General features: G+C 57.6%; 13 protein-coding genes. 4 read left to right on the top strand and 9 right to left on the bottom strand.

From position 1 onward, the window contains the following. Positions 1 to 3: 3 nt before the first annotated feature. Positions 4 to 450, bottom strand: a complete 447-nt coding sequence (locus GSQ77_RS15255; protein WP_158903581.1) for a hypothetical protein — start codon at positions 448 to 450, stop codon at positions 4 to 6. A 333-nt stretch (positions 451 to 783) separates the two neighbouring features. Here GSQ77_RS15255 and GSQ77_RS15250 point away from each other — a divergent pair, with 333 nt between their 5' ends. Then, entirely contained in the window at positions 784 to 1,836 is a 1,053-nt protein-coding gene (locus tag GSQ77_RS15250) for an ABC transporter substrate-binding protein (protein WP_158903580.1), read from the top strand. A 9-nt stretch (positions 1,837 to 1,845) separates the two neighbouring features. After that, on the top strand, positions 1,846 to 2,628 hold the full coding sequence (locus GSQ77_RS15245; protein ID WP_158903579.1) for an ABC transporter permease: 783 nt from the start codon (positions 1,846 to 1,848) through the stop codon (positions 2,626 to 2,628). 44 nt (positions 2,629 to 2,672) lie between these two features. Here GSQ77_RS15245 and GSQ77_RS15240 read toward each other — a convergent pair whose 3' ends face one another. Together GSQ77_RS15240 and GSQ77_RS15235 are read right to left on the bottom strand one after the other, a co-directional pair. Next, a complete protein-coding gene (locus GSQ77_RS15240) occupies positions 2,673 to 3,542 on the bottom strand; it encodes an ABC transporter permease (protein WP_158903578.1) in 870 nt (289 codons plus the stop codon). A gap of 14 nt (positions 3,543 to 3,556) precedes the next feature. Then, entirely contained in the window at positions 3,557 to 4,348 is a 792-nt protein-coding gene (locus GSQ77_RS15235; RefSeq protein ID WP_158903577.1) for an ABC transporter ATP-binding protein, read from the bottom strand. Positions 4,349 to 4,619: 271 nt separating this feature from the next. On the opposite strand from GSQ77_RS15235, the gene GSQ77_RS15230 reads away from it, so the two are divergent. Next, a complete protein-coding gene (locus tag GSQ77_RS15230) occupies positions 4,620 to 5,639 on the top strand; it encodes a LacI family DNA-binding transcriptional regulator (protein WP_158903576.1) in 1,020 nt (339 codons plus the stop codon). A 103-nt stretch (positions 5,640 to 5,742) separates the two neighbouring features. Further along, complete coding sequence (locus GSQ77_RS15225) at positions 5,743 to 6,531, top strand: glutaredoxin domain-containing protein (protein WP_158903575.1); 789 nt, start codon at positions 5,743 to 5,745, stop codon at positions 6,529 to 6,531. Positions 6,532 to 6,575: 44 nt separating this feature from the next. Here GSQ77_RS15225 and GSQ77_RS15220 read toward each other — a convergent pair whose 3' ends face one another. From GSQ77_RS15220 to GSQ77_RS15195, 6 genes are all read right to left on the bottom strand, one after another. After that, the gene (locus GSQ77_RS15220; RefSeq protein WP_158903574.1) at positions 6,576 to 7,013 is read right to left on the bottom strand and encodes a nuclear transport factor 2 family protein; all 438 of its coding nucleotides are present in this window, start codon (positions 7,011 to 7,013) and stop codon (positions 6,576 to 6,578) included. Positions 7,014 to 7,077: 64 nt separating this feature from the next. Next, complete coding sequence (locus GSQ77_RS15215; RefSeq protein ID WP_158903573.1) at positions 7,078 to 8,049, bottom strand: tripartite tricarboxylate transporter substrate binding protein; 972 nt, start codon at positions 8,047 to 8,049, stop codon at positions 7,078 to 7,080. A gap of 58 nt (positions 8,050 to 8,107) precedes the next feature. Then, complete coding sequence (locus GSQ77_RS15210) at positions 8,108 to 8,956, bottom strand: 3-keto-5-aminohexanoate cleavage protein (RefSeq protein ID WP_158903572.1); 849 nt, start codon at positions 8,954 to 8,956, stop codon at positions 8,108 to 8,110. After that, positions 8,953 to 9,462, bottom strand: coding sequence for a 3-isopropylmalate dehydratase small subunit (leuD, locus tag GSQ77_RS15205; protein WP_158903571.1), 510 nt, complete (start codon positions 9,460 to 9,462; stop codon positions 8,953 to 8,955). The genes GSQ77_RS15210 and leuD overlap by 4 nt, the downstream gene beginning before the upstream one ends. Further along, the gene (locus tag GSQ77_RS15200) at positions 9,462 to 10,721 is read right to left on the bottom strand and encodes a 3-isopropylmalate dehydratase large subunit (protein ID WP_158903570.1); all 1,260 of its coding nucleotides are present in this window, start codon (positions 10,719 to 10,721) and stop codon (positions 9,462 to 9,464) included. The genes leuD and GSQ77_RS15200 overlap by 1 nt, the downstream gene beginning before the upstream one ends. Positions 10,722 to 11,066: 345 nt before the next feature. Further along, positions 11,067 to 12,404: an ABC transporter ATP-binding protein gene (locus tag GSQ77_RS15195; RefSeq protein WP_254067638.1), complete on the bottom strand. Its 1,338-nt coding sequence runs from the start codon at positions 12,402 to 12,404 to the stop codon at positions 11,067 to 11,069. Positions 12,405 to 12,499: the final 95 nt, after the last annotated feature.

Genomic DNA, 12,499 nt, shown 5'->3' with positions numbered 1-12,499 from the left:
GCATCATGGACCGCTGCAGAAGACGACAGTAAGCAGCAGGGGTACGATTTCGCGCACGACCGCGTCGCTGCCAGCATCGCGTACCTTAGCTTTCACGGTGTCGGAGGGGCCGAACACTACGACACCATACCCCGATTTCGCAATGGGCTTGCCACTGCCTTGTTTGAAGATCGAGTCCCCTTGTTCATAGCCGAGCACGGCGTCGACGCGATAGCCGAAAGCGGTCAGATGGCTGTCGTGCATTGGTCGAAAAGCGTTCACCGAGTTCGCTTCGACACGCATCGGCATCGGATCGATGTCTCGACTGTCGAGTAGCGGCTTGATAAATGCGTGCGCGCTCAGTTGACAGTCTAGTTGGTCATCGAGCGCGTGCGCCCAGCACAACGCCGGCGTGCAGCCGATGGCGGTCACGACAGACAGGGCAATGGTGTTAAGAGCGACCTTCGTCATAGGGGCAATGGATTCGGGGTTGCGCCAGAGTGGCATGTCTGAGGGCTGCTGTCTATACGTTAGCGGCCGGCCGGCACGGCTTCCAAAGGCCGCGAAATTCCATTGTGCTCCCACAGCCGATTGCTTGCGCGCAAAGCGCCGGGGTTGGTGGGTAAGCAGGTGGGTAGGTGGGCGGGTAAAGCAGGCCGGTAAAAAATGCAGCGTGTGGGATCCAGCGGCTGCGCGGCACGATCCTTGACAAACTCTAAGCGGGGTCATACGATGGCTTAGATACCGGTAACATTGCTCTTTGAAAATGCTAGTGAGGAGCACCACGGCGCAGAGGAGGCTATCGTGCATAAATGGTGCAAGGCACTTTTGGTGCTGCTATTGATCGCCGTCGCGCCGGGCTTTGCCGCCGCGAAGGCCGACCAGAAAGTGACGATTACCAACGGCGGCGACGCGCTGCAATATTTCCCGATCTACATCGCCCGTGGCGGCGGCTTTTTCGCCAAGGAAGGCATAGACGTCGACTGGGTGAACGTGAATTCCGGGTCTCGACAGGCCGCATCGGTGATGGGGGGTAGCGCCGATTTCTCCGCGCTGGCGCTGCTGCATGTGATCAAGGTGGCCGCTCAAAACGGCAACGCGGCGGGCGGTGACCTGGTCGCTATTGCCAACGTGTTCAATGTGTACGGCATGACCTTGGTTCTTTCGAACGACGCCGTCGCGAAGTCCGGCATCAAGCCCGGCATGAGCATCGACGAGAAAGTGCGACGATTGCACGGGCTGAGGATAGGCATTTCCTCTCCAGGCAGCAGCACCGATGCTTTCGTGCGCAGCCTCTTCCTCACGCGTGGTCTCAAACCGGATTCCGAGGTCAAGCTGCAGCCTTTCGGTACCGGCGCTGCGATCTATGCCGCCTTTGAGAACAAGCTTACGGATGGGTTCGCCTACCCCGCGCCGATTCCGGAAACCGCGGCGGCGGCGGGGCTCGGCCAAGTGATCATTGATCCCTTTACGGGCGAGGTGCCGGAGCTCAACGGCGTCCCGTATGTCGTCTTGGCGACCAGCCGTGAGACCTTGTCCAGCAAACCTGCCGTGGTTGCCGCTGTGATGCGTGGACTGACAAACGCAGTCAACTTCATTGCCCAGCATCCGGATCAAGCCAAGAAAATGATGCGACAGTATTTCCCCGATATTGACGCGAAGGTGTTCGATCTCGCGGTCTCGAACTATATCAAGGGCTCCCCGCAAAGCCTGCTCATTACGCCGGACCAGATCAACAAAGCTGTCACCTGGATGAATGCCGGCGAGGAGAAGAAGATCAACGTCAATTACAACAGTGTTGTCGCGGCGCAGCCGGCGCAACAGGCCGCCGCCGCTGCCGCTGTTGTCAAGCAGTAGGGCGGTGGAATGTCGGACGTAGTGACCCCCCGCGACCGCGCTCGGCAGAGTGTGATGCTGCCGCGTGCGCTCGTTCTGGTCGTGCTTATCGTGCTCTGGGAAATTGTCGGCCGGACCAGCAGCGAACGGAAATGGATTAGCGCGCCCAGCCTTATCGCGGCACGTCTCTTGAAGTGGCTCACGGGCAATCTCTGGTTGCATGTCGGAACGACGCTGGCAGAGATGGCGATGGGGTTGCTCATCGGCGTCCCGGTGGGGATTTTCGTGGGTCTGGTGCTTGGCCGCTCGCCCTTGCTTGCGAGGCTGCTGCGGCCGTTCATCGTTTCTCTTTACAATGTTCCGCTCATCGCGATGGCGCCGATTTTTATTCTCTGGTTCGGCCTCGACATGCAGCCCAAGGTGATCCTTGTGGCGCTCGTGACATTCTTTCTGTTGTTCTTCAACACCTTCTCGGGGGCGCAGTCGGTCGACCGCGACCTGGTGCAGACCTTGCAGTTGATGGGTGCCTCACGTCGCGAAGTGTTTCAGAAGATCGTTTTGCCGGCAAGCGCCGTCTGGATTTTCACCGGGATCAAGATCGCGCTGCCGTATTCGCTCGTCGCCGCCACGACCGGAGAGTTGATGGCAGGGCGGCAGGGACTGGGTTTTTTGCTCAATCAAGCTTCGACTCAGCTCGACATGACCGGCGTGTATGCAGCTCTGGTTGTGCTGATGGCGGTTGGGGTTGCCATCGGCGAAAGTGCCGCGTGGCTGGAACGACATGTGCTGCGGTGGCGCTGTCGTTCGGTTTGACGGATGGCGTGTGGCGTACGTTCGAATCGAGCGCATGCAGCGATCTAGTTTTTCCAGCGTTGCGCCGATCCTTCCACTCGCGTCAGCGCTTCGGTAAGGAACACGCTCACCACGACGAGAACGAATATAGCGGCGAACACGCCCGCGGCATCGAACTGTCCCGCGGAATAGTCGATCAGAAATCCGATCCCGCTATTGCTCGCGATCAACTCGCCCAGGATCGTCGCAGTAAAAGCGTAGCGCACAGCGATGCGCAAGCCTGCAAATATCCAGGGCAGCGTTGCCGGAACCAGCACCTTGCGGATCACTTCGCCGCGTGTGGCGCCCATGACTTCCAGCCCTTCCGCCAAGTCCGGATCGACATCCTTGATTCCATCGAGCGTGTTGTACAGCAGCAGAAAAAAAACCGTGACGGCGACCAGCATGATCTTCGATTCGAGGCCGATGCCGAACAGAATGACGAAGAGCGGTGCAAGCGCGATTTTTGGCAGTGAATAAAGTGCCGTCACGAACGGCGCGGCCACCCGCGCGCCATAGGGCGCGAGGCCGAGCAGAAAGCCCGACACGATGCCCACCGTGCTCCCTACTATGTACCCGATACCCATAGCCAGCAGCGTCGCTGCGAGGTGGTGCCACAAAGAGCCATCGAGCACCCAGCCGCGTAGCACTTCAAAAACGGCTGAGGGCGAGCTGAACCAGAACCTAGGCAGGATCGAACCCGAACCCCATTGCCAAAACAGTAGCAAGCCCAGGAGAATCAGGACGCGCCCGAGTATCGTGAACGCCGGATGCGAGAGCATGCTTTTGCTATGCCATGCGCGCACGGCCACATCTCGCCGCGCATCTTGCGCCGTATTTTGCCCCGCATCTTGCTCCGCATCTTGCTCCGCATTTTGTTCACTACTGATCGTCATTTTTAGCACCGCCTTCATGCTTCCGTTCCCTTACGGACTTCGTCCTTGAGTTCCTCCCAAAGAATTTCATGCAGACGGCAGAATGTTTCCGTGAAGCGAATGCGAAAGACATCTCTGTCGCGGCCCAGCGGAATGTCCTTGATGACTTTCACACGCCCCGGCCGCCCACTGAAGACGACCACCCGATCGGCGAGCGCGATTGCCTCGCCCAGATCATGCGTGACGAAAACTACCGTCATTTGCCGCTGACGTGTGAGTCGCAGCAGTTCATCGTGCAGGACGAGCTTGAGTTGCGCGTCGAGCGCGCCGAATGGCTCGTCCATCAGGAGCGTCTCGGGCTCGTAAATGAGACTCCTCGCGAGCGCGACGCGCTTGCGCATCCCTCCCGACAATTCACCGGGATAGTGGCGCTCGAAGCCGCTGAGTCCGACGAGACTGATCATCTGCGCCACGCGAGCGTCGCATTCTTTACGTGAGACGTAGCGAGCTCGCAGTTCGAGTGCGATACCGATATTGTCCGCGACGGTTCGCCATGGCAACAGCGTATCTTTCTGCGTCATGTAGCCCACCGCGCGATTCGCGCCGCTGATCTGTTGGCCGTCGTAAGTGATATGGCCGCTGGACGGCTGCAACAGCCCGGCCATCAAGTTGAGCACGGTCGACTTGCCGCATCCAGACGGCCCGACGAGCGCAACGAAGTCCTGCTCGCCCACAGCGAGACTCACGGGCTGGAGCGCCGCGATCTGCTTTCCATGCGCAATAAAATACTTGCTGGCACTGTGCAACTCTATCTTGCTGTCCGACATGGATGTCTTCCTTGGCAAAGAAGCGACTGCATCGCGCCAGATTGCCACGCGTGACCATTCTCTTTTCGAGTTGATGTTACCGGTATCTGATGTATGCTATGACTGGCCTCCTGCTTTGTCAAGTTGGGGGTACCGAGGTCGCGGCCGAGGTTCAAGGTCGCCGCAGGGCGGCCAATGCACTTGTTAATGTACTTGTTGATGCGCTCGTGAACAAAGCACTGACGAGCTGCGATATTTCCTATTTCCCGATTGAGTTACCTGCTTCCCGCCTATGCCCAAGCGATCCGTCACCAGCTCCAATACCAAACTGATCGATCTCGCAAACCTTGCGGGCGTTTCGAAGATGACGGTATCGCGCGCGCTACGCTTGCCCGAGACGGTATCCGAGCAAACGCGACTGAAGATAGCTGCGGCAATCGAAGAGCTCGGCTACGTGCCCAACCAGATCGCCGGCAGCCTCTCTTCCAACCGCACCAACGTCGCGGCCGCCATCGTCCCGAGCATACGCAACTCGCTGTTTTCGAGCATGTTGCAAGGCATGGCCGAACAACTGGGCAGCAGCGGCTACTCGTTGATGGTCGGCGCATGCGGCTATTCGGAGGAAGCCGAAGAGCGGATGATCGAAAGCTTCCTGGCCCAGCGCCCCTGCGGCTTGCTGTTGCACAGCACGACACACAGCGAGCGTGCCACGCGACTGCTTGAGCGAGCCGGCATCCCTATCGTCGAGACGGGAAATGTGGTTCGCCGACCGTTGGATAGCGTCGTGAGCTTTTCGAACTTCCTGGCCGCAAAAGCCATGACCCTGCATCTGCTCGAGCGCGGTTATCGTCAAATTGCGTTGGTCACCGTTTTTATCGACAACAACGAGCGGTCTCGTGAGCGGCGCCGTGGCTACCTCGCAGCGCTTCGCCAAGCGGGTAAGAAGCCCGACACGGATTTGATGATGGATACGTCAGGCGGCTTTGACGCGGGGGCTACAGCGCTGGTCGAGCTATTGGAGAAGCGCCCGCAGATCGACGCCATTTTTTTTTGCGGTGACGTGTTGGCGATTGGCGCGCTGTTCGAGTGCCAGAGACGTGGTTTGAGCGTACCGGGCCGCGTTGCGATCGCCGGGTTCGACGATTTCGAAATGGCGACGCAGGTCGTTCCTACCCTAACCACGTTGGAAATTCCGCGCGGTGAGATCGGCAAGATCGTCGGTCGTATTATTCTCGCCCGCATCGAGGGCAAAAGTGTCGGACCCGAGCGCGTGGATGTCGGCTTTTCCGTGATGCCGCGCGCAAGCACTTGATACAAGGCAATCGGAGAGTCTGATCGTGCGATGGCAGGTGCAGGAAGTCCTATACTAGTTAAGCCGTTTTCTATCTTGAGGGTGACGGCATGAAGGAGTAGCCATGACTGACACAGCGATCCGTCCTCCGGTCAACGTCTATTGGGTGCCCGGGTGCAGCAGTTGCCTGCGCGTCAAGGAATATCTGACCTCGCATGGCGTTGCTTTCGAATCCAGAAATATCCATGACGATCTGACCGCCCTGGCCGATTTGGCATCACTCGGAGTACGGCGTGTTCCTATCGTTCAGATAGGCCAGCAATGGGCCGATGGCCAAGCGCTAAAAGATGTCGCTCAGCTCTGCGGGATCGACTTCACTGCACCGGGGCCATTGTCGCCTGAGGTCTTGGGCGAGCGGGTAGAGGCTATCCTGAATAAAGGGCTTGAAGAAGGCCATAACCTGAAGCCCGAAATCCTGGCCGAGGAGATACCCGGCGGTCAAGGGCGAACCTATGCGGACCTGTACTTTCACGTATTCCACATCGTCGAGACCTTCCTCAAACATGATGAGGGCGTGCCGGTGACGTTCGCGTCCTATCAACATCTCCCGGCGCCGGAGCGCAAGACGCTGGAGGACTTGTTGGCCTATGGCAACGATATCAAGCAATGGGTCTGCGCGTGGCTCAAACAGAATGTGCAAAGCTATCCGTGGGATGCCCCGGCAGACGTTTACTACGGTCAGCAAAGCATCCATGGTTTGCTCGAGCGCACCGCGTGGCATAGCGGGCAACACCTGCGACAAGTTTTGTGGCGTTTGGACAAAGTGGATCAACAAAACCGACTCGCCGCGGCCCAGCCGTTGTTCGAGCGCTTGCCCATGCCGAACGCAGTGTGGACCCAGCAAACCGAATAGGAAGCAACCGAATCGGGCCCGCGTCCCGCGAACGCTACGGCCAATCAAGCCCGCTTTGGAATCGCACTTGACGGCGGGGGCGCATCAAGATGAAGTTTGCGTTTCTTGAACGCCCATCGGCCATTTTGCTTGACGATCTCGTCCTGATAGATGCCGAGATGGGTCGTAACATATTCGCCGGTGTCCTTCATTTTGACAACGCGAGTCATATAGCACATCCCATACGCCGTTTCTTCGTTGCCCTCGATGACGAGATTGGTGTTCCAGTGTTGGGGATAGGTCCAGGGTTCAGTCGCGCGCGCTTCAAAGCGCGCTCTTCCATGTGCAATCAATGCAGCGCGCCCCTGCGTTAGGGTGCTTGTATGAGAAATGCCGTCTTCGGTGAAGCAGTTCGCCCAGTTCTCATAGTCGCCTAGATCCACGAAGATGTTATGACGGGCATAGAGTCCCTGGATGGCAAGTCGGTCTTCGAGGCTTAGCATGATCTCTCCGAGAGCCGGGCACGACTGCGCGCATTCGCACCGTTGTGGGTCTAAGGCGGCAAGCTCAGTCAGCATGCATATTCGCAGTGCGCGTGACCTTGCGCCAAAGTTCGGTCTGCTGCTTGATGAACGCGGTGTAGTCGGCGGTGGACATCACCGCGACGTCCATGGATAGGCCATTAAAATACGCCGTCACTTCTGGGCGGTGCATGACCGTAGCGACATCGCGCTGCAGTTTCGCCACGATCTCCGGCGGTGTTTTTGCCGGCGCATGCAAGCCGTGAAAAGACACCGCGTCGTAGCCGGGGACCACGCTGGATACCGGTGGCACGCCGGGCAAAGCTGGAAGCGCGCGAGGCCCGGTAACGGCAATCCCGCGAAGTTTTCCCGCTTGAATCTGTGCCTGCGCGGTCGATGCGGAACTCTCCGAAAATTCCACGTCTCCCGACATGAGGCCCATGATCGCCGGGGCCGCACCTTTGTATTGGATGGCCTCGGTGTTGATGCCCGCCATCTGATTCATCATTTCGATGAAAACGTGTGGCGATGTGCCCACGCCGGCCGAGCTATACCTGAGCATGCCGGGCTTCGCCTTTGCTTGCGCGATCAGGTCCTTAAGCGACGTGATTGACGAAGAGGTGGGCACGACCAACACGAGCGGAAACGTGACGAGCCGCGTGACTTGGACGAAGTCGTTGATGGGATCGAACGGCAAATGCGTGTACAAGCTTGCGGCAATCGCGTTGGTGCTGATATCACCGAGCAGCAGCGTATAGCCATCAGGCGGCGCCTTGGCTACCAGGTTTGCGCCGATGAGGCCGCCGGCGCCGGGGCGATTGTCGACGATCACCGACTGTCCCCACAGGTCGCCCAGGTTTCTCGCAAGCATTCGCGCGACGGTATCGCCCGATCCACCCGCCGAAAAGCCCACCACGATACGCACCGGCTTGTTTGGATATTCCTGTGCGACCGCGACAACTGAACCGCAGCAACAGAGTGCTGCACAGAGCAGCAAGATGGCGCGGACGTGTGTCATTTCGTTTGCCTCACCAGGCGGTAAATTACTACACGGCTACACAACTACAGCGCTACGACTACACCGTGGAGTGTTGCACGTGTTTTATCCCGAGCATTTGACGGGCGGTTTCGGGAGAGGCGACGGGACGGCCCCAGATCTGGGCGGTTGCGACCCACTGCTCCACCATGTCGGCGTTGGTCTTCGCGAGTTCTCCAGGACGAACGTGGACATAATCTTCCATTCCCGTGCGCACATGGCCGTCTTGGGTGAAGGCGCACATCTCGAGCGCGAGATGTTTTTGATGGTCGCCGGTCTGGGCCGAGACCGCCCACTGTGCGCCGCTGGGCAGGTGCTCCAGAAGCAATGGCAATAATCGCACATCGGGCGGCAGTGCACCCGGTGCGCCGAAGACGAACTGAATGTAGGCGGGCGCGCTCAACAGTCCTTCGGACACCAGCGTCTGGAGGAAGTGGAAGTGACCGAGGTCGAACAGCTCGACCTCCGGCCTGATGCCTAGCGCCTTCATGCGCGTTGCCATCTCGCGCAGATAGCTGGGCCGGTTGTCGTAGAGTCGCTCGCCGATATTGAACGAGCCCGCATCGAGCGAAACCATGTCGGCACCCGATTCGGCGATGCTCAGTCGTTGCGTGTGGTCAGCGCGCCCGCCATTATCGCCGGCGCTCAGATTGATGATAGCGTCGCAACCGGTGGCCGTAATCCGGTCGACGGTCTCGCGATAGTCGGCCAGGTCCATTGTCGTGCTGCCGTCCTCGCGTCTGGCGTGGAGATGAACCATGGCGGCACCGGCACGCCAGCAGGCGACCGCCGCCTCGGCAACCTCATGCGGCGTGACCGGGTGGTGGGGGCTTTTCGAGCGGGCGGGTGCGCCGCCGGTTACCGCAGCGCAGATGATGAGCGGGTTCATGGGTGAATCTCCGTTTGCCGTGCCATCCATTTCTTTTTCATGGAGGCGACGAGTCCACCGGCCTCGATGATGGCCAGGACTTCCGGTGAAAATGGGGCGATCGTGTATTGCTGATCGCCAACGCTGACGGTACCGGCTTCAAGATCCACCACGGCGCGCATACCGTCCTTGGCCGCGGCAACCGCGGCAGGACACACCACAGCCGGCAGGCCGATATTGATTGCGCTGCGATAGAAGATGCGCGCGAAGCTCGCGGCGACGACACAACTGATGCCGGCTGCCTTGATGGCGATGGGCGCATGCTCGCGCGAACTTCCACAGCCGAAATTCTCTCCGGCAAACACGAGATCGCCCGGCGTCACTCGTGCCGCAAAGTCGGGTGCCACCGGCTCAAAGCAATGCCGTGCCAAATGTGCGGGGTCGTCCACTGTCATATAGGTGGCAGGAATGATCACATCCGTGTCGATATGATCGCCAAAGCAATGGATGACACCTTCGTAGCGCATCACAGCATCTCCCGTGGATCGGCGATCGCGCCGGCAACTGCGGTTGCCGCGGCGACATAGGGGCTCGCCAGGTAAATCTGTGCGTCCTTGTGACCCATGCGGCCGTGGAAGTTCCGGTTGTGCGTGGCCAGACAGACGTCGGTCTCGCCGAGCACGCCCATGTGGATGCCGGCACAAGGTCCGCACCCGGGTGGGTTGACGATGGCCCCGGCTGTCAGGAAAACGTCGAGCAATCCCTTTTCCCTCGCCTGCTGGTAGACGATGTTGCTTGCCGGCGTGACAAGCAGCCTTGTGCCTTTGGCGACTTTCTTGCCGCGCAGAAGCTGCGCCGCCTGTTCCAGATCGATGATGCGACCGTTCGTACAGGTTCCGATCGTGACCTGCGTGACCTTGGTCCCGGCGACTTCTGTGACAGGCACGACGTCGCTCGGGTTAAAAGGCCTGGCGACGACCGGGGGGAGGTGGGAGACATCGATCTCTATGGTCTGCTCGAAAACAGCGTCCGTGTCGCTAAGCACCGGCGCCCAGGGCACAGGGGTGCGCGTGGCGAGATAAGCCGCGGTGACGGCATCCGGCGCTATCATCCCGGTTTTTGCGCCCATCTCGATCGCCATATTGGTAATCGTAAAGCGCTCGTCGACGGAAAGTTTGGCAAGCGCCGGCCCGCTGAATTCGATTGCCTTATAGCGGGCACCGTCCACGCCGAGGCGGCCGACGGTCGTGAGTATCATGTCTTTGCTGGTCACGAAGGGCTGCAGCTCGCCGCTATATACGACCCGGATCGTTTCGGGCACGCGTAGCCATGTTTCGCCGAAGGCGAATATGTAAGCCATGTCCGTGGAACCCATCGGCACGCCGAAGGCGCCTAGCGCGCCGTAGGTGCACGTATGGGAGTCGGCATTGCATACCAGCATGCCGGGCCGGATCAAGCCAAGTTCGGGAACGAGGGCGTGATCCATGCCCTCGCCGTATCCAAAGAAGTTGTGTATGCCCTGCGATTTGCAGAAGCGCTCGAGCGAGGCAACGGCGCCCGCGAGGGCGCTATCGCGAAATGGAGCGTGACGACCGGCCACGATGCAGACGCGCTCGGGATCGAACACGCGGTCTATCCCGGCGGAACGCATACTCTCGAGAGCAAGGGGTGCGGTGAAGTCGTTTGCCATGGCCAGGTCGACCCGCGCCGTCACGATTTCGCCCGCCATCACCTGATTCCGCCCGGCTGCCACGGCGAGGATCTTCTCCGACATGGTGCTGCCCATAGTCCTCTCCAGAGAAAAATGTTACCGGTATCTAAAAACCATCCTATGACCGCGATCAGGGTTTGTCAAGGTAGGGCTTACCGGTGTCTCTGTCGATGTTTAAGGCTTGCGTCCGTCGCTGACACGACACTTCCTTTGACCATCATATCGGCCAATGCTTTGATTGTCGGATGGTGCGGGTAATTCTTCGGAGGAGCCAATCGTCACGAAAGTGAGGGCAGCGATTATCGTTCGATGGCGTGCGTGGCGATCACAGCAAGTGCGGTCGACCTCGAGGACCATAGGCGGGCATGAGGAGATGTTTGATCTGTGCCTTTTTCTACTCTCAGTTCATCGATGACGTCGTCAATGTCGAACCTCAACAATCGTTTTGCTTTTGCCAAGCTCATCCAATATGTTGTCGATGGCACGTCTTTTTTCACTGTCCAAATTAGCGTCCCACTCGTCGAGTAAGAGATATTTTATCCCCTCAATTTCGAATATTTCCTTAAGAAAATTGCCGGTCTTTTGTCCCGTCGATAGAGCCGAGCCGTCCGATTTCCACATCAAATCACCGTGATGTGCCGGGAAAAGAAAACTCGCATCTTGAAATATATTTTTTAATGAAACCAGCACAGTCGACTTTCCGCTGCCATTCGCACCCGTTATCTTGAATCGACCGCTACCGGCTTGTGCCACGATTTGCGCCACTTGCATTGCACTTGCGACTGGCTTTCCGTTGATTTCAATGCGGCTTACGGTACCGGCGCCTGTACCCTTGCTTGCAGAAATCAATGATCCGGTATCAAACAGAACGTTCAACCTTACTCTCATCGAGGACGAGTCGAGCACTTTGTAAACAAGCGAGCTGAGGGAATTAATGATCAAAAATATGCGTGTAAGACTAACGATTACTGCAGCGAAAATAGATGAAACTGCATGCCCCTCGCGCGCAATGGAAGCTATCAAGAAAATTGTTGGTCCGAGCGAAGCCGCGGCCAAGAGAACGTTTCCACCTTGTTTCAGAATCTGCAACGTGTAAGACGCTGCGTAGAAAGAGTTCCCTGTGGCGCTTTTGTGTTGCTGCCATATATCCTGATTATGCCTGTTGCCTAGAGTGATATTTTCCCAACCCCGATCTAATATTTCAGAATAGGCGATATATCTATTTTCATAATTGGCGGAAGCCGCAGAAATTAATTTCCTCAAGCCGGCCACGATAAATAGACAGAATATCAAGCTTAAAACGTACCCCCACAGCAGACGCGAAGGAAGCAAAAATCCTATAACAATCATACTAAGCACACTGTTCAATGAAAAGCTTGCTAGATCATGAACAAACGAAATGTAATCTTTTAAGACGGAAAACGAATTTCTTGATAGAACAGATCCAACTCGATCCTTCAGTTTGGTGTCTCGGTATTTTTCAATTTTTCCAAACATATTCCCAACAAAATTATCGACGAAGCTTAAATGGGCTTCATTGATCCATTTCTGCAGAAATACAAAAGATAAACATCCCGGAAGGTATGGAATTGCCATTGATGCCAGGAACAGGTATAGGCAGGTCAAAAAATCCTGATTCGCCTGGAATCGCTCAATGGTTTTGGTCAAAAAAAAGTCGACCCGGCGACGATGCACTGATGCGTGAAAACTAGTGACAACGCTAACAGTGCGGCCGGGTGACAATAAATAATTTTCCATTTATCATTTTTGAAATTCACGTTACGCCCTGCGTCCAGCCTAGAGAAAGTTCATACAATTCCAGCGGATTTGTACCGGTTAGCGCCTATGCTGCG

Origin of the sequence: Burkholderia sp. L27(2015) (assembly GCF_009765705.1) — a bacterium.
Taxonomy (GTDB): Bacteria; Pseudomonadota; Gammaproteobacteria; order Burkholderiales; family Burkholderiaceae; genus LMUX01.
Note: the sequence above shows the minus strand (reverse complement) of the source record. Positions and strands in the feature narration are given on the sequence as shown.